15 protein-coding genes are annotated in these 17,648 nt (G+C 38.9%); 4 read left to right on the top strand and 11 right to left on the bottom strand.

The genetic code is table 11. The features are described from left to right. Positions 1-97: 97 nt before the first annotated feature. A complete protein-coding gene (locus B1K52_RS05990) occupies positions 98-862 on the top strand; it encodes an IclR family transcriptional regulator (protein ID WP_077306333.1) in 765 nt (254 codons plus the stop codon). Between the two features lie 56 nt (positions 863-918). On the opposite strand, the gene B1K52_RS05985 is transcribed toward B1K52_RS05990, so the two are convergent. The 5 genes from B1K52_RS05985 to B1K52_RS05965 all read right to left on the bottom strand — a co-directional run bounded on the left by B1K52_RS05985 (position 919) and on the right by B1K52_RS05965 (position 7,070). Next, positions 919-2,010 (bottom strand): hypothetical protein, encoded by a 1,092-nt coding sequence (locus tag B1K52_RS05985; protein ID WP_077310517.1) that lies wholly within the window; start codon positions 2,008-2,010, stop codon positions 919-921. A 235-nt stretch (positions 2,011-2,245) separates the two neighbouring features. Beyond that, positions 2,246-2,878, bottom strand: a complete 633-nt coding sequence (locus tag B1K52_RS05980) for a copper homeostasis protein CutC (RefSeq protein WP_077306331.1) — start codon at positions 2,876-2,878, stop codon at positions 2,246-2,248. 63 nt (positions 2,879-2,941) lie between these two features. Further along, on the bottom strand, positions 2,942-4,402 hold the full coding sequence (locus tag B1K52_RS05975; RefSeq protein ID WP_256855849.1) for a sensor histidine kinase: 1,461 nt from the start codon (positions 4,400-4,402) through the stop codon (positions 2,942-2,944). 646 nt (positions 4,403-5,048) lie between these two features. Beyond that, positions 5,049-5,528, bottom strand: a complete 480-nt coding sequence (rlmH, locus tag B1K52_RS05970) for a 23S rRNA (pseudouridine(1915)-N(3))-methyltransferase RlmH (protein WP_077306329.1) — start codon at positions 5,526-5,528, stop codon at positions 5,049-5,051. A 258-nt stretch (positions 5,529-5,786) separates the two neighbouring features. Beyond that, on the bottom strand, positions 5,787-7,070 hold the full coding sequence (locus B1K52_RS05965) for a glycosyltransferase family 2 protein (RefSeq protein ID WP_077306327.1): 1,284 nt from the start codon (positions 7,068-7,070) through the stop codon (positions 5,787-5,789). Positions 7,071-8,094: 1,024 nt separating this feature from the next. Here B1K52_RS05965 and B1K52_RS05960 point away from each other — a divergent pair. Next, on the top strand, positions 8,095-9,618 hold the full coding sequence (locus tag B1K52_RS05960; RefSeq protein ID WP_077306325.1) for a glycine betaine uptake BCCT transporter: 1,524 nt from the start codon (positions 8,095-8,097) through the stop codon (positions 9,616-9,618). 44 nt (positions 9,619-9,662) lie between these two features. On the opposite strand, the gene B1K52_RS05955 is transcribed toward B1K52_RS05960, so the two are convergent. Further along, positions 9,663-10,217: a class I SAM-dependent methyltransferase gene (locus B1K52_RS05955; RefSeq protein WP_077306323.1), complete on the bottom strand. Its 555-nt coding sequence runs from the start codon at positions 10,215-10,217 to the stop codon at positions 9,663-9,665. Positions 10,218-10,547: 330 nt separating this feature from the next. Between B1K52_RS05955 and B1K52_RS05950 the strand changes: the two genes are divergently transcribed. Continuing rightward, entirely contained in the window at positions 10,548-11,447 is a 900-nt protein-coding gene (locus B1K52_RS05950; protein ID WP_077306321.1) for a CPBP family intramembrane glutamic endopeptidase, read from the top strand. Positions 11,448-11,474: 27 nt separating this feature from the next. On the opposite strand, the gene B1K52_RS05945 is transcribed toward B1K52_RS05950, so the two are convergent. Further along, positions 11,475-12,317, bottom strand: coding sequence for a sulfurtransferase (locus B1K52_RS05945; RefSeq protein WP_077306319.1), 843 nt, complete (start codon positions 12,315-12,317; stop codon positions 11,475-11,477). Positions 12,318-12,582: 265 nt separating this feature from the next. Between B1K52_RS05945 and B1K52_RS05940 the strand changes: the two genes are divergently transcribed. Beyond that, a complete protein-coding gene (locus B1K52_RS05940) occupies positions 12,583-13,947 on the top strand; it encodes a sodium-dependent transporter (protein WP_077306317.1) in 1,365 nt (454 codons plus the stop codon). 87 nt (positions 13,948-14,034) lie between these two features. Here the strand turns inward: B1K52_RS05940 and B1K52_RS05935 are convergent, their stop codons facing one another. From B1K52_RS05935 to B1K52_RS05925, 4 genes are all read right to left on the bottom strand, one after another. Beyond that, positions 14,035-14,856, bottom strand: coding sequence for a DUF368 domain-containing protein (locus B1K52_RS05935; RefSeq protein ID WP_077306315.1), 822 nt, complete (start codon positions 14,854-14,856; stop codon positions 14,035-14,037). A 319-nt stretch (positions 14,857-15,175) separates the two neighbouring features. Then, positions 15,176-15,349 carry a hypothetical protein gene (locus tag B1K52_RS17870; RefSeq protein WP_179106480.1) on the bottom strand — a complete coding sequence of 58 codons (174 nt, stop codon included), beginning with the start codon at positions 15,347-15,349 and terminating at the stop codon, positions 15,176-15,178. Positions 15,350-15,510: 161 nt separating this feature from the next. Beyond that, positions 15,511-16,122, bottom strand: a complete 612-nt coding sequence (gene wrbA, locus B1K52_RS05930) for an NAD(P)H:quinone oxidoreductase (protein WP_077310515.1) — start codon at positions 16,120-16,122, stop codon at positions 15,511-15,513. Between the two features lie 182 nt (positions 16,123-16,304). After that, the gene (locus B1K52_RS05925) at positions 16,305-17,240 is read right to left on the bottom strand and encodes a ring-cleaving dioxygenase (protein WP_077306312.1); all 936 of its coding nucleotides are present in this window, start codon (positions 17,238-17,240) and stop codon (positions 16,305-16,307) included. Positions 17,241-17,648: the final 408 nt, after the last annotated feature.

Raw genomic sequence — 17,648 nt, 5'->3', positions numbered from 1 at the left:
CACCTCTGGATTATGAATTGTATATATGTACCTCTACTTTAGAGATCCCTACGTGCGCACTTGTTATCTTTGTAAATAAAAAGGAGCAATGTCAGTAATGAACGAAGTCGGCACCTTAAAAAAGGGGTTAGACATTTTTATGATGATTCTAAAACACCCTAATCTTACTGTACTAGAAATCATAAATGCGTTGGAAATCAACAAAAGTACGACGTATAGACTTGTTAAAACATTAGAACAGAATCAATTCATTGTTCGGACTGATAACAACCGCTATCAACTGTCCAATGAACTAAAATCAATAATCTTACAAAACGAAAACATGCCTTCCTACGAATTTGACTGGAAAGCAGTTCCCGCCATGAAAAAGCTAGGGCAGCAGACGAAGGAAACAATCTATACAGGAATGTTACTCGATTTAGAAGTTGTGATTACACAGGTAATTAACGGACAATATGCCACAAGAACGCATATGGAAATTGGAGCTAATAGCCCTATTCATCATAATGCTATTGGCAAATGTATCTTAGCTCACCTCGAAGAAACTAGCAGAGATAGAGTCCTAAACGCACTACCCTTAGAAACGTATACGGAGAATACCATTGTCACCAAAGAAGCATTTGCGGAAGAGCTGCAGAAAATCCGAGAAGTTGGTTATAGTGTTGATAATGAAGAAGGGGAACTAGGCGTCCGCTGCATTGCTGCTCCAATCTGGAAAAACAACAAAGTCATTGCAGCCGTTGCTTTGACCGGTCCTTCTGTCCGCATTTCCACAGAGAAAGACGACTATCACGCAAACTTAGTTCAGCAATGTGCAAAAGAAATCACTACTTCTATTGCACAAGAATATCCGTATACATAAAAAAGTGCCATAAGTCGATTTTGGCACTTTTTCTTATATGTCAGCTCTATTGCTGCTTATTGGTAATTCACAAAAGCCGGTGCAGGGTCTAATTCTAAGACGTCTTTTGGTGTCATGACAGGTTCGTCTTTCTTGTAAAACACCTTAAACCCGCCGTACTGAATCGGTTGATTATGTACTAATTGGTGATAGCCTGATCGTTTTAACGCAGCGATTCCGTGACCATCATTATTTAACACGACTTCTACGTTTGATGTCGGCTGAATAGCATTTTTGTTAGTCAGAATGATATCGGCAAATTGATGCACGATAACCACCTTATCCGGAAGTCCATTTTCTTCCGTCAGATTGGATACATAGTCGATCGCTTTTTGAACATTTTTACCATCAACTCGTCCTAAATTTACTCCAGGTACTTGCCCTTCTTGGACGTGAAACTCTGTATCTATCGCTAAATGAACGTATGGCAGTTTGAGGTATTTCTCGATTGATTTTACTTGATTCATAATTGTGTCTTGCCCCAATTGAATATCCAAAATCAGCAGTGCATCATTTTCTTTTGCTAATTTTGCGTATTTTTCAATTTCCTCATCTGGTGTCGCATGCACGTAATGTCCTTCTTCTCCAGGACTTCGCTGCGCAACCGTTGTAATCAATTCAATCGCAGGAATGGCAGGTCTATCCGGGTCCAGTTCAGAATACGCCTTCGTTTGTTCTTTCAGTTTATCCATTAATCCTTCAGGACTGTACTCTCCTAAGATCCCCATACTTTCTGAATGTGGATGACCATAGTAGGAAACGATTCGATGATTCTTTAGCGGTCCATCTGTTTGGTCTTCTGCTCCTTTTTCTAACGTTTGACCTAATGGAACACTTCTATCTGTATCATCACCATGCGCTTCTGAACTTGGCATTTCAGCCAGCTGCTTATCCGTATACTGCGTTTCAAGCTTCTCTGCTGAATCCGATGGTGCAATAGCTTGATAGTTTGCTTCAGACGCAAATCTTGGCGAACTAGCTATTTGCTCCTCTGCATAATGCTCCTCCGTGAAGGTCATTTCCGATTTTTCAATTTGGTCTGGTTGTGAATCTGCACTCTGTGAACAGCCAGCTAATATGGCTGCCAGGATAGCTCCTGTTCCTATCATTCTTTTCAAATTATCCCACCTGTTGTATGTAAGAGTATTTCATAGTTGATCTAACAAAGAAAATTTTATACTATCACGCTGCTATAAATCTAACTCTAAAATCTAATCAATCTTGCATGTAAAAGCTGCTTGTTATACTTACCACAAGTGAGACATTTCAAAACATTTATTGGGCGTTCGAATTCTTTCTTTTTATGGTTAATTACGATTACTTTTTCGGCAACAGATAGCTCTTTCAATCAACTATTCTTGTCCCATGAACTTCTGTGATATTTAATGCAGATGCGATTGATGTAAGATTCTTCGTTGTAATTCCTCCGCCAGGGAGAATAACAATTCTATCATTTGCGTACTCAATAAATCCCTTCAGCTTCATTAAGTTATTTTCAATCTTAGTAGATAAATGCCCTCCATGCGTTAGGATGCGATCTACTCCATGTTCCGCCAGCCAATCAATCGCTTTAAACTGATTTTCAGGTCTTATTTGGTCAAACGCCATGTGAAAGGTGACCTCTAGTCCTTCTGCTAAATCTAGTAAGGCAATCATAGCGTCTTCATCAATCCAACCAGCAGCATCTAAACAACCCAACACCACTCCGTCTGTTCCTAATTCCTTTACATGAACAAGATCCCGCTTTATGATCTCTATTTCTTCTTTACAATAAGCAAAGTTCCCGCCCCTAGGCCGTATCATCGCCATAACCTTCACATTTTTACTGTGGCTATAGTTAATTGTCACTTCTGCTACACCGTGACTTACTGTTGTCCCGCCTGCTGTAAGATTGTCACAAAGTTCAATCCTGCCAGCTCCTTTAGCAATAACTTCACGGACCTTCGTAAAATTCTCTACACAGACTTCCTTAAGCATTTCTATATCCACCTTACTAATGAAGATTACTATTTTCTGCGATTCCACTATTACCTAATCAATTTATTCATTCGTCTTTTGATAGTTACCGCCATTCAGCATTCCTTCTTGTGGTAATTCAAGTTTGAAATGGGTACCATTCAGTGAACTGCCGACTATATTAATATCTCCTAGGTGTTCAATCATCATCTTCTTCACGAATGCTAGACCCAATCCCATTCCTTCACTTTTATTTCCCACTGACACAAAGGGATCGAATACACTCACCCAGTTCTCAGGGAGTATACCCTCCCCTGTGTCGATAAAGTGTATAATTATATTCCTATCATCAATCTCTGTGCTGATTGTTATCTTCCTTATCGTCCTGTTTTCAGGCATTGCTTCCACACTATTTTTTATCAAATTTATAAACACTTGTTTCAAGTTTGTCTTATTCAGATACACATTCAATGGTGAATATATATTTGTGAATTCCAGCTCAACCTTATTTTCTTCGAGCATCCCGACTGTAAATTCAATAGACTCTTGAATGATTTTCACAAGATCATCTGTTTTATAAGTCACTGCAGACGACTTCATGTACGCACTATAATTATCTGTCAGCTCCTCTAAATGGTCCGAAGCATTCCCTATCATATTCAGTTTTCGTTTATCTCCCTCATCAAAGGAACCCTTTCTGTCCATCAAGCTGGAGAAACCTTTAATAATAGAGTTTGTGTTTCTCACTTCATGAATCAAACTGCCAGTCAAATGACCCGTGTAATCTAGTTTTTTCTGTTTTTGCATTAATTCAAAAGAATGAACCTTCAATTCTACATTCAACTTCACAAAAATGTGCATGTTTACCACTGAAAATAAAATGACACCAATGCTGCTAGTAAGAACGCCAGTTAAAGGAAAGAAATTTAAAATCCCCGGTATGACAAGCAGCAACGCATTAAGTGAAAAACCCATAAGGAAGTTCTTAAAATATGAGTTCCGTAATCTCATTGACAATATAGGTATAACTATTAAGAAAAGGACAATAATAGCCATGTGCAAAAGATACACCCAAAATAGCGGCCCATAATCAGGAAAATAGTAAACACCAGTAAACCTTGAATGGGTCACAGTCAATCCTTTAATACCTAAGTCTGTCCAATTTATCACATATACAACAGCACTCCATATAGTGAAGACAATAAGTGCTTTTTTGGTGAAAAAAGCGTAAAAAACATCCGTCAGCCAATTTCCCTTTTTCAGCACTGATGGTTGATCTATGATAATCCTATAAGCTACATATAATACAATTGAGAGACCGAATGTTGGTCCCAAACGAAATAGCTTAAACAGAAATAGCACCATATCCTCTGACAGAACATCTTTAAAATAAAGAACTCCGGTATCCAACTGCCAAATTGTAATCAAAATCATATATATAATCATGCCTGTCGACAACTTTGTTTCATCGTATACTTTACTCATGCTCCATGCTAAAAAAGATGGCAGTAACCCAATGGCACAAATTAATATACCAATAATCATACCGACTAACCCCTAACTGCTGACTATGTTCTTTTGTAAAAGTAATGTTGAGATTCCATTACACGATTTAGGAGCTATATCCTATAGATTTAGCTCCTATGCTCATATATTTCTTCATAAGTTATTCTCATACATTATATCAGATGTCTTTCATTTAGCTTTAACAGTCAGTGGAGGAAAAGTTGGTGGGAACTATCATCTTTTTTCTGTTAAGGCCTAACGGAACATACAGGCTAGTATGATTACGTTTATGATACAGATATTCTAGGCAAGCACAATCAGATTGGTGCCCAAGACCTTAAACGCATATTCAGGTGCAATGAAACTAAAAAAAGCTCAACATTATGCATTACGTTGTTGAGCTTTTCTTTCATAATATCAAACTGGAAATCTCTCAGTTATCTAAGGATTGTTGAATCGATATTATTCGGTTGGTTTATTATAGTTCTCACCATTCAGCATTCATTCTCTTGGTATCTTAAGCTTGAACTTTTTGCTGATAGATATCATCTTTTCCGGCTTGCCTCCCGGCATTGCCTCCACGCTATTCTTTATCAGACTTAGAACGACTTGTTCTAAGTTTGTCCTATTCTAATAGACATTCAGAGGCAAATATATATTGACAGCTCTCTTCAAAATTCCTCACTTACTTATGGTACGGTTCCCCCTTAATAATCCGAAACGCCCGATAAACCTGCTCCACCAACACCAGTTTCATCAACTGATGCGGGAATGTCATCTTAGAAAAAGACAGCGCATAATCACTCCGCTGCATCACTTCTTCACTCAATCCTAGTGAGCCACCAATCACAAAGACAATCTTACTTTTTCCATATGTGGCCAAGCTGTCAATTTTCGACGCGAGTTGTTCGGATGTGATCATTTGGCCTTTTATTTCCAGGGAAATGACGTGGTCGTCGGGGCCAATTTTCGACAGGATGCGATCGCCTTCTTTTTGTTTGACGATTTGCATGTCGGCTTCGCTTAAGTTTTCAGGGGCTTTTTCGTCTGGTACTTCGATTAGTTCTACTTTGGCGTAAGCACCGAGGCGTTTGGTGTATTCTTCTATGCCTTGCTTGAGGTATTTTTCTTTTAGCTTGCCGACGCTAATGATGGTAATTTTCATTTGCTTGCCTTCTTTCCGTCCAGTTTTGTATCTATCTGTCATTATATAGCGACTTGGGAGAGTTTACACGGGGTTTTATGAAGAATGATGGAAGAGTATTCTCTTTATTCTTTCTAAAATGATCGCAAATAAATGAGTGAACCCTCTGCAGCAAGGGGCCGCGGGGAGTTCTCCGACTAAAAATGAGAGCAAAGGGAGTTTCCCTTCGCTCTCATTTGTGAAGCTTCTTCATCTGCCCGCTTTTCTAAACTATCCTATTTAACTCTCCCGCAGATCATCAAGGGATTTGACGACTGTATGCCTGATCGGTTTCCATTCAATCTTCTTGAATAGCGCAAACAAGGATATAGGCAGATATGTAAACATAAAGAGTGGAAATGTGAATAGATAAAAGACCTTTTTCCAGTTCGGACAGCGAATCTTATTCCATTCTGCAATGGTTGTAATGAGTCCCAGCAAAAACAGTGAACCATAAATAGTTAGAACTCCAATCGCTACGCCTGTCGTGTAGGTCTCAGTAAGTCCTCTGCCTTCAATGGCCACAAGTACCAGTATCAATATATTAGCGAGCAGACTGAGTACTGTTAAAATCATAATTGGCATAACTGTCATCATCATATCAAAGCAAGATAGCTTATTTCCTTTACCTCGAACCACTCCATGGGACAGCCCTTTTCCGTAATTCATAAACACTTGGTAAAAACCTTTTGCCCAGCGTAATCGCTGCTTCCAGGATTGACTGAATGTAGATGGTTGTTCGTCATAAAACACAGCGCCGCCGCAGTAGCCGATTTTGTCACCTTGAATTATTTGAGAGACGGTGAATTCAATGTCCTCTGTGAGCAAATGATGCACCCAGCCTCCGTTCTCTTTTATTACATCCGAACGGATTAAGAAACCTGTTCCCGAAACAGCACAACTTGTCTTGAGGAACATTCTTGGGCGGTTAAGGAATTCCGCTTCATACAGAAACCAAAGTGCATAACCCGAGGTAATCCAATTCTCATCGTAGTTTTTGGAATTTCGATAACTGGTTACGATTCTGTATCCCTGGTTAAAGGTTTTATTCATTTCCGCAATATAGTTCTTATCAAGAAGATTGTCCGCATCAAAGACAAAGTATCCATCATAATTAGCAGCGGAATAATTCGCATCTATAACGTTCAGTACATGCTTTAGCGCATATCCTTTTCCAATTTGATTCTCATTGAAGCGTTCTGTAACAATAGCTCCTGCTTCTCTGGCAATCTTGGCCGTGTTGTCGGTACAGTTATCGGCCACGACGAAGATGTCATATAGCTCTTTTGGGTAATCTTGATCCTTGATGGTTTGGATCAGCTGACTGATTACCAGCTCTTCATTTCGTGCCGGGATCAAGAAAGCGTACTTAGAAAGAGGAGCCTCTTGGTTATTTGGGTATTCCTCTCTTCTTGCCTTAAACGCAACAACTACATAGATCATCTTATATACAAATAACAGTGTAAATAAAATCCCTATATAGAAAATAAAGTGACTCAAAACCTCTAACATATCTCTGACCATGACGCACCTCATATCTCAGATTAATAGTCTGACAGTCTTGTTGTTGTTCCTAGCTTCATTTCCTATATTAGTAACTAATTTCTCACGATATTTAACGAAGACTACGCGTGTTATAAGCGTTTAAGGCTCACTCCTTTCCCTGCTGCTCTGCAACAGGCAGCCGATTTGCTCCCTTAGGACAGTTATCTGCTTCTTATTCCTCTAATGATTAGGCAATCCGCAAACCTCCACTCTCTATAAAATGTAGCAAACATTAGCCGTTATAGCTGTTTGGTTATTGTTAAAATTTATTAAACAAAAATTAATATCGATGAAACTCGTAAATCTTTTGTAGATTGCTGCTGTATCTTGCTTCTTTTTGTACTGACAAAGTTTACTTTTTCTCCAGATTCGAGAAAAGCAAAAAAGGAGAGGTACCCTTTGAAAGGATGCCTCTCCTTTTTCATGACAGCGCACCTATAAATAGAAGATTCCCACAATTTATACCACTGCATTATAGGAGAATCAAAATTTATTATCACTGTTCACCACTACCACAAAATGTAATATTAAGTTGTTTGATCACTGTATTATTGCTGCTCTCCTCGGGAATAATATATCTATTCAATAGTATATTTCATGAAATAAGGCGGACTTGTGTGTCATATAGTCCATAATCTAGAGCATTATGGAGTATTAAGACGGTCAGATTACTCTAACACTGATTAACGGCTCTAGAACTCAAATAAATCGTGTATATCGCATGTGCTTTATAGTTTTCTCTTTGTTAAGCTATATAAGTACCCCAAAAAGTCCCATTACCTTAGTATACATACCTCTTACGAGATTTTTTATCTGTAGCTTAGCGGGGCTAGAGTTAAAAAATTTGTTATCACTTCTAATTATTTGTTAGTTTTAAGCAGAGTATGTATGGATGATAATAATTGCTTCTGTACAATTTATTTTACTGGTTTTTCATTTCTACATGTTCTCCACTAAAGTAAAAAACCACGAAAAATACAACGATAGGAGTTATACATAACATATGAAGAATGCCTCAGCAGTGTTTTATGCATCGATAGCGATTGTGGCAGCTCTTGTTATTATGGGAGTGACTATGCCAGACTCTCTTGAAAGTGCCACAACGAGCACACAATCTTTTATTACGGATACTTTTGGTTGGTATTACTTAGGTATTGTATCCGTATTTGTTTTAGTATGTTTTTATTTACTAGTAAGTCCAATTGGCCGTATCAAACTGGGGAAACCAGATGATAAGCCTGAATTTTCTAAGCCAACGTGGCTTGCCATGCTATTTAGCGCCGGTGTGGGAATTGGTTTAATTTTCTACGGAACGGCTGAACCAATCAGTCACTATGCAATTAGTTCACCTACAGGAGAGCTTGGAACGGATCAAGGTATTAAAGATGCTATGCGTTTTACATTCTTCCATTGGGGAATTCATGCATGGGCAATCTATGGAACGGTTGCTTTAGTACTTGGTTACTTTACGTTTAGAAAAGGTGAGCGTGCCTTAATCAGTAAAACCTTGCGACCATTGCTTGGTAAGCATGTAGATGGGCCGCTTGGTAAAGTGATTGATACAATCGCAGTTATTTCTACTGTTATTGGGGTTGCCACGACACTAGGGTTTGGTGCAGCACAAATAAACGGCGGACTAACGTATTTATTCGATGTCCCTAGTAATATGACGACGCAAACGATTATTGTCGTTATCGTTACCATTCTATTTATGATTTCCGCTTTAACTGGTTTGAGCAAAGGAATTAAAATTTTGAGCAACTTGAACATGGGGCTTACTGGTCTGCTATTTCTCCTGGTGTTCTTCTTTGGCTCAACAATCTTCACGCTTAACTTGTTTGTTGATACTTTAGGTGGTTATGTGCAGCAATTTGTTGATATGAGTTTACGAATTGCTCCATTAAATGAAGAATCACGCAGCTGGATCAATGGCTGGACGATCTTCTATTGGTCATGGTGGATTGCTTGGTCTCCATTTGTTGGTATCTTTATCGCCCGCGTATCTAAAGGAAGAACAATCCGTGAATTTGTTACTTATGTTCTTATTGTTCCTTCACTCATCAGCTTCCTATGGTTCACTACAATGGGGGGAGCAGCAATCAAAGCCGAATTAGCAGGAATGATATCTATTTCTTCTTTAACAGAAGAACAATCGTTATTCGGCGTATTAGAAGGGTTCCCAATGAGCATGGTGTTATCAATCCTAGCTATTCTAATTATCGTAACATTCTTTGTTACTTCTGCTGACTCCGGTACATTTGTTATTGGTATGATGACAACGAACGGATCCCAAAATCCAAGTACGAAGATTAAGATAATCTGGGGTATATTCCTGGCAATTACCGCTCTTGCTTTGCTTTACTCTGGAGGTTTGCAGGCCTTACAGAACACCATGATAATTGTAGCCCTCCCGTTCTCGGTTATAATGGGCTTCATGGTAATCAGTTTACTCAAATCATTAAATAAAGAAGCAAAAGAACTGGGAATTGGTCAAATTAGAAGACCAAAACCAAAACATACAAAGTAAAACGAAAAGCCTTGTGCCAATTTGGGTGGCACAAGGCTTTTTTGTTATTTTTGAGCAAGAATCATGTACACAGGCTGGTTCATGATTTTAGTTGCTGGATAAATCGTATTAACGATAGTAAAGCCCGCATTTTTCATCTCAGCTACCATATCTTTTGATGACACTCTCCTTCCTGAAGCCGATTCCGTTTCCTCAAAATCAATACACAAAAGCAAGCCCTTATCATCCAGAACTCTGTTGATTTCCTTCAGAGCCGTTGAAAGGGGCTGCACTTCATGCAAAGAAATCGAGGCAATCGCGATATTCAACAGCTTGTCATCTAATGGTATCTTGCGGAAGTCTCCTGCAACTGTGTTAATGTTCGATATGCCCCTTTCCTTTGCCTGTGTATCCAAGTAGGCAAGTATGTCTTGATCCATATCGAATGCATATACCGTATTAACTCGCTTTGCAATGGCCAGCGAAACATAACCTGTACCAGCTCCAAGGTCTAATACGTTATCACTTTCCCTAATAGTCAATAACTCGAAGATTTCTTCTGCCGGCACTCTCTCTATACTGTCTAGTTTGTTGATTTTCTTCTGTAATTTAGGATCCATCTATTTATCTCCTTTTATTATAGATATAATAAGTCTTTAATAACTATAATGCATCGAGCACAATTTGTAAACAAGCATGCTTTATCATAACTGTTATTTATTCATGCTTATCTTGATTGCAATAAGAAAAGATTCTACATTTCCTTTGTAGCTGAAACCAGCAGGTGGATATTGCATTAGAAGATTTATTTGTACTAAGTGGGAATAAAAGGTAGAATTTAAACCGAATGCTCCCTGACTTGGAGAATGAGCATATGTAATTAAAGAAGTCGCTGTAAAGAGTATTAGTCTTACAAGTAATAATCCTAATAACATGAAAGGAACATTGTGATGACAAAATCATTTACAAGCATTGAACAAGGAAAGAATAGTTTTTGGCGCTATTTACTATCTCTCCTAACCATTATATTTTTTATTCTAATAAGCGGTTTCTTCTATGCACTCGCATTATTTCTAATAGACCCAGCAGCATTAGATACACCCGAATTAATCTTAGGAAGACCAATAGCAGATCTTGCTTTATCTCATATATCAATGTTTGCTTGGGTATTAGGTATCTGGTTCAGCATTGCTGTCATCCATAAAAGATCATTAAGAACCCTGATTACACCATATTCAAAAATCAATTGGAAGAAGATAATTTATGGATTTCTAGTTTTCTTCGGCCTTATGGCAATGGAGAATATCGTGGAATTTATCATCTTTCCACAATCTTATTCATTACATCCGTTCGATTTCTTAAACTATATGTGGCTGGTATTGGTTGCAGTCTTACTCGTGCCAATCCAAACTACTTGTGAAGAGTTGATGTTTAGGGGATTTATCTTGCAGTGGGCAGGAAAATGGTTGAGAAACCCTATCTTATTGTCTGTCATAGTAGGCTCGATATTCGGTTCTCTGCATTTTGTAAATCCAGAGATGAGTAGAGGAGCTATAGTTGTAGGTTTCCATTATGTATTCATTGGCTTTATGTTCACGTATATTGCAGTCAAAAGTAACTCTGCGGAATTATCTATTGGAGCTCATGCCGCTAATAACGTATTCCTTATATTGTTTATTGTAAGTGATAACAGCGTAGTAGGAGCTATTCCATCTCTATTTATCGTTTCAGAACAGTCTCCTTATATTAGTACAATATCGTCAGCTATCGTGCTAGTTGCTTTCTACCTTATAACAGTAAAAAGAAAGAAGCATAGACGTTCAAACGAGGAAGAAGAACAAACCGCTTAGGTTACGTTCTTCTTCCCCATTTGAATCTTAAAACTCTTTCCCTTTTGCCACCGGGTTTTCCTCATAAGACACCCAATCACTATAACTACCTGCATACAGTTTTACATTTTCAAATCCGGCCATCTTTAAAGCAATATAGTTAGGCGCAGCTGTTACACCCGATCCGCAATACACAATGACAGGATTAGCTGGATTCAGCTCGGCAAATCGTTTTCTCTGTGCTTCCTGGTCCTTAAATGAACCTTGCTCTAACCCTTCTGCCCAGAATTTATTAATCGCACCTGGTATATGTCCGGCTACTTTATCAATAGGTTCGACTTCGCCTAAGTAGCGTCGCTCGTCTCTTGCATCAATTAATACTGCAGATTTCTTCTTTTGATCTACAAGCTCTTTTACTTCTTCATAAGAAGCTAACATGTCGTCTTGCATCGTCACTTCAAACAATGCTGGTTGATATTCCGGCACTTCCTTGGTCGTGCTGTAACCAGCTCCAGTCCAGCTTTTAAAACCTCCGTCCAGTATATACACTCTTTCATGCCCTGCGTACATCAGCAGCCACCAGAAGCGAGCTGCAAACTGACCATCACTGTCGTCATAAGCTATGACTGTCGTTGTGTTATCAATTCCGGCTTTTTCGATAGCTGCTTGAAATTGTTTCATATCAGGAAGCGGGTGCCGGCCGCCATGCTTTTCTACAGAACCTGATAACTGCTTGTCTAAATCAAAATAGACAGAACCAGGGATATGGCTTTCTTTATAAAGGTTTTCTCCTTTATCAGGCTCACTTAATTCAAATCGACAGTCTACGATTCTAACTTGCGGATTATGTAACTGTTCATAAAGCCATTCCTTGTTAACTTTATAACTCACTGCAACCAGCCCCCATAGATTAGATTATTCATACATAGTTCTCTTACTGTAACAAAATATCCTTTTTAGCAGTATAAACGTTTTCCCTATTGTTTCTGATAACTGTTTACTATCACACAATCACCCTTTTTATACTAGATATGTAAAATCAATTCAGGTGCTCACCTATATATTAACTAAATATTTAAAAAATCAAACTATTCCTTTGCTGTATATGTTAATATCTTTATTATGCCTGAATTACACATTCGGAAAGGAGTCATGTATGTCCCAAGAACAGTGGAAGTCTAAACTTGGTTTTATTTTTGCAGCAGCTGGTTCTGCTATTGGCTTAGGTGCCATTTGGAAATTTCCATATATAGCCGGAACAGGAGGAGGCGGTGCTTTCTTTCTGATCTTTTTATTTTTCACAGTATTATTAGGGGCCCCGTTATTATTAGCGGAATTTGTTGTGGGCCGCAGAGCTCAAAGTGACGCTGTCACAGCTTATAATAAGTTTGCGCCAAACTCATCCTGGAGTCTGATCGGAAAATTAGGAATTGTAACTTGTTTTATCCTCTTATCCTTTTATAGTGTTATTGGCGGCTGGATTATTATTTACTTGTTTGAAGCAGTTCGCGGTGGATTAAACGGGTTATCTCAGGATCAATATGGCGCTTTGTTTGGTGAATTGATTGCCAAACCTTGGTCGACGCTGCTTGCACAGCTTGTTTTCATCTTAATGGCTATTGTTGTTGTAGCAAAGGGTGTACAAAAGGGAATAGAAAAAGCAAGTAAAATTATGATACCTGCACTTTTTATCTTATTTCTTATATTAGTTATCCGGTCTGTCACTTTAGATCAATCAATCGAAGGAATTGAGTTTTTACTCGTTCCTGATTTCACAAAGCTAACATCAGAATCCATTCTATTGGCACTTGGTCAGGCGTTTTTCACCTTATCATTAGGTGTATCAGTTATGGTAACGTACGCCTCTTACTTGCCGAAAACACAGAACCTGCCTTTCTCAGCCATATCTATTATTGTCATTAATATTTTGGTGGCGTTATTGGCTGGATTGGCTATTTTCCCGGGAGTATTTTCATTTGGGATGGAGCCAGACGCTGGACCTGTACTAATATTTGCGGTCTTACCCGCTGTATTTAGTCAGATGCAGTTTGGTGTTATCTTCTTTATTATCTTTTTAATATTGTTCTTGTTTGCAGCATTAACATCCGCCTTTTCCATGCTGGAAATATTTGTTGCAGCTACTACAAAACATGACAAAACAAAGCGTAAAAAACGCGCTTGGACGCTCGGGCTGCTGATCTTCGTACTCGGAATCCCATCTTGTCTGTCGTATGGTGTAATGTCAGATGTTTTGGTGTTCGACAAAACGATATTTGATCTTTTCGATTTTACCGTTAGTAATGTATTAATGCCTTTAGGTGCATTGCTGATTTCGATCTTTGTTCCATTGAAAATATCAAAAAGTGCACTGTATGAGGAGATCTCACTCGGTTCTAAGAGCGGCAAACTGTTCTTTAATGTTTGGTATTATCTACTGAAATATGTGACACCAATTGCGATCGTTATTGTCTTTTTAGATGTCTTGGGTTTTCTAGATAAAATACTTAGCTTATTTAATTGACAAGTAAACTAACTAAAAGCCGAAATGAATAACTGAAATAAAACAGCCGACTCCTCCTCTTAAGGAAAAAGCCGGCTGTTTTGCTATTTAATTCTTTACATCTATCCCACTTAATAGATAGGCACTAATCACACCTGCAATAAATGCGATGATGCTCACAATGATTAAGACTGCATTGCCCGGCAATCCCGGATAAATAATGACTATAGATCCCACTATAAAGCCAATCATAACTGCATAAGTCCCCGCTTTAAACTTAGCTAGCAGGATGGTAATCAGCTTACTTGTAACTAGTACACCAATTAAAACACCCGCTCCAACTGTAAGAATAACCGCGAAATTAAGATTGGAAACCGCATTAATCACGGTTGGATAGACACCTAATAGCAGTAACACAAACGAACCGCTAATTCCAGGCAAGATCATAGCAGAACTCGCAAGCCATCCAGCAAAAAATAACAAGATATAATCACTTTGACCAAGATGCTCGATAACCGCAGTCATGTTGTCATCTTTTACGAACGCAGTACTGGCAACCAAAACTGCCCCAATTAACAGCAAAACATAATGGACTGGAGTAAATGACTTCTTATAATCAATCTCCTTCAGCAAAGTAGGGATGATTCCGATAATAAGCCCCAGGAAGAAAATAAACGTTGGCTGAGGATACGCCTCAATCAGCCATTCTACTAAACGGCTTACCAGCAAAAGCGCAAGCACAATCCCAATTCCTATCGGGATTAAAAACAGCAAGCTTTGCTTCCATCTCTTTGAAAATACGCCATTAATTGAAGCAATGAACTGTTGATAAATTCCAAGCAATAAAGCAATGGTTCCTCCGCTTACGCCCGGAATAAGGTCACTGACTCCCATTGCCATACCTTTAAATATATTACGCCATTGAAACAAATTCTTCTCTCCTTTAAGACAAAAGTATATGTATCTCATAAAACTTAACAAAACTTCGATAACTATCAAAAGTCATCTATTAATCAATTAAGACTGTTCATCGATAAACTGAACTCGCCTATATATCTAGTATACTGCGTCAACATCTTTCCATCTACCTGATACTACTAATTCTCAATAGATTTCCATGCGTAAATCGTATTTCTTGATACTTTATCATTTTGTTACTATATAACAGTTGCGTTCGTCATCTTTATTTAAAGCAGACAAGAAATGAAGTCCTTTCTGATACAAAGAAAGGAACCCGCTAGCGGATTCCCTACTCTGATGCATGCTGCTTTTTAAGTTGTCTGATGTATTCAATTGTAACTGCTACAGCAACAATACACATTGCATAACCAAATACATTTCTGTCATTAATAAAAAACATTACTGCCAATGCAATAGACAAGACAGCAGCAATGAGAAGTCTTATTTTACTCAGAAAGTTCACCTCTACTCCTACTCCTACTCCTACTCCTACTCCTACTCCTACTCCTTCAGTATAGCATGTACATTTTATGTCAGATGTGTCCGTCTTTGCAAGGATGTCTTGTGACTATAAAGAAAAACCCTGCGCTCTTAAACGCAGAGTTCTGAACCTCATATCTTTTCTTACTGATTCCCTTTTTTAACCCATTCTGCAACAGAAACTGTACGTTTTGCTTGGTGCTTCACAGCTGCTTCTACGTCTTCGATCATCTTACCATCTTGACCTACTGTTACGCTTGTGCCGTATGGGTTGCCGCCAGCTGCGAATAGCACTGGGTCCGTGTAGCCTGGTGTTGCGATGATAGCGCCCCAGTGCATCATGGACGTGTAGAGGGATAATAGTGTCGCTTCTTGTCCGCCGTGCGGGTTTTGAGCGGATGTCATTGCGCTAACTACTTTGTTTACTGTTTTGCCCGTTGCCCATAGGCCGCCTTGCAGATCAAGGAACTGCTTCATTTGAGATGGCATGTTACCAAAGCGTGTTGGCACGCTGAAAATGATAGCATCTGCCCATTCAATATCGTCAGAAGACGCAACAGGTACATTTTGCGTTGCTTCTACTTGTGCTTTCCAAGCTGGGTTATTATCAATTACAGACTGTGGTGCTAGTTCTTGCACTTGTAGTACTTTTGCTTCTGCGCCTGCCTCTTTTGCTGCTTCTGCTGCCCATTTTGCCATCTGATAATTTGTACCGCCCATGCTGTAATATACGACTGCTACTTTTACGTTTTCCATTGTTTCATTCTCCTTTGTTTTTCCGAATAATTTATTTAGAAATCCCATTTATACATTCACTCCTTCTATCGATCCACCCGCTCAACACGCGATAAGAACCACCTCCGCAAATGACTTCAACAGTTTTATCGGAATATCTTATCTCTAATTCGAGATATACAGGTGTTTTTCCTTCCATAGCCTTAATCTAGTTCTCTCACTTTAAAAGGTACAACATGATTTTCTATTTTCTCACGATTCTGCTCGTATTGCGGCGGCAGCATTAGTTTCTCGCCCATTGCGTGCTCCTCCTCATCAATAGCAAAGCCTGGGGGATCTGTTGCAATCTCAAACAAGATTTCTCCGTGTTCACGGAAATAGATAGCGTTAAAGTAGTTTCGGTCTTGTACGGGTGTAACTCCGTATCCCAAATCCGCTATATAATCGCTCCAGTCCAACTGATCTTGATCATCGTTTGCACGCCATGCAATATGATGAACGGTACCCACACCCATTGAGCTGCGTCCGCTTGTTGTCTGTTTAATATCAATGATGTTTCCAATCTCACCAGCTGCGCGATAGCGAACATATCCGCCTTCCTCGCCAACATTTTTTAGCCCCATGTTTTCAAGGAGCTCTCCTGTGCTTCCTGGTCTTCTGGAATAAAGCGTTGCACCGCCAAAGCCTTTAATTGCAACATCAGCAGTCACATCACCAAATGTCCACGAGTTTAGCTCACCAGCTTCTCTTTCAACTATCTCTAAATGCAGTCCGTGTACATCATCAAACTGCAAATAAGTTTCGCCAAAGCGTTCCGTTTTCGTATATGCAATATCAAATTTTTCGAGACGGCGTTCCCAGAAAGGCAAAGCTCCTTTTGGAACTGCATAAGAAGTGACACCAACTTGACCGTCACCTATTTTCCCTTGATAGGCATTTGGCCAAGGAAAGAAAGTAATGATGGTGCCTGGTTTTCCTTTTTCATCACCAAAATAGAGATGATAAGTGCCAGGATCATCGAAGTTTACCGTTTTCTTCACGAGACGAAGTCCCAATACGCCGGCATAAAAATCAGCGTTCTCCTGCGGATGGCCGACAATTGCGGTAATATGGTGAATACCTTGCGTTTGTTTGGTCATAATATACACCCTTTATTTATCTCTAATTCGAGATATGTAATTAAAAAAATAGAAGTTGCAATTTATCTCTAATTCGAGGTATTAGTCTAAAAAAATATAATCACGCTTTTTATTTCATTTATCTCTAATTCGAGATAATTATATAACATAACGAATTGTCATGTCAACAGCTTCTTATCTAAATAGAGACCGGGACACTGTAAACTCACGACAATATTGAGCTAATCTCCATATTGTTAGGAAGATACAAGCTCTCAAAACGATGTACTATCGAAATAAAACTAAACGGCATCCTCCTCCTGACAAACTAAACGCATCTATTCAACTAAACTAATAAAATGAATTCCATATTAGACAATATCACTTTCGTTTATCGCCTTTAACTACTGGGAAAACACTTTTACTTTG

The organism is Terribacillus halophilus, from assembly GCF_900162685.1.
GTDB classification, from domain to species: domain Bacteria; phylum Bacillota; class Bacilli; order Bacillales; family Amphibacillaceae; genus Terribacillus; species Terribacillus halophilus_A.
Note: the sequence above shows the minus strand (reverse complement) of the source record. Positions and strands in the feature narration are given on the sequence as shown.

Bases quoted from the DNA above. Each gene is read 5' to 3' on its own strand.
- B1K52_RS05990 (WP_077306333.1), top strand. From the start codon at position 98: ATGAACGAAGTCGGCACCTTAAAAAAGGGGTTAGACATTTTTATGATG.
- B1K52_RS05985 (WP_077310517.1), bottom strand. From the start codon at position 2,010: ATGATAGGAACAGGAGCTATCCTGGCAGCCATATTAGCTGGCTGTTCA.
- B1K52_RS05980 (WP_077306331.1), bottom strand. From the start codon at position 2,878: ATGCTTAAGGAAGTCTGTGTAGAGAATTTTACGAAGGTCCGTGAAGTT.
- B1K52_RS05975 (WP_256855849.1), bottom strand. From the start codon at position 4,402: ATGATTATTGGTATATTAATTTGTGCCATTGGGTTACTGCCATCTTTT.
- rlmH (WP_077306329.1), bottom strand. From the start codon at position 5,528: ATGAAAATTACCATCATTAGCGTCGGCAAGCTAAAAGAAAAATACCTC.
- B1K52_RS05965 (WP_077306327.1), bottom strand. From the start codon at position 7,070: ATGGTCAGAGATATGTTAGAGGTTTTGAGTCACTTTATTTTCTATATA.
- B1K52_RS05960 (WP_077306325.1), top strand. From the start codon at position 8,095: ATGAAGAATGCCTCAGCAGTGTTTTATGCATCGATAGCGATTGTGGCA.
- B1K52_RS05955 (WP_077306323.1), bottom strand. From the start codon at position 10,217: ATGGATCCTAAATTACAGAAGAAAATCAACAAACTAGACAGTATAGAG.
- B1K52_RS05950 (WP_077306321.1), top strand. From the start codon at position 10,548: ATGACAAAATCATTTACAAGCATTGAACAAGGAAAGAATAGTTTTTGG.
- B1K52_RS05940 (WP_077306317.1), top strand. From the start codon at position 12,583: ATGTCCCAAGAACAGTGGAAGTCTAAACTTGGTTTTATTTTTGCAGCA.
- wrbA (WP_077310515.1), bottom strand. From the start codon at position 16,122: ATGGAAAACGTAAAAGTAGCAGTCGTATATTACAGCATGGGCGGTACA.
- B1K52_RS05925 (WP_077306312.1), bottom strand. From the start codon at position 17,240: ATGACCAAACAAACGCAAGGTATTCACCATATTACCGCAATTGTCGGC.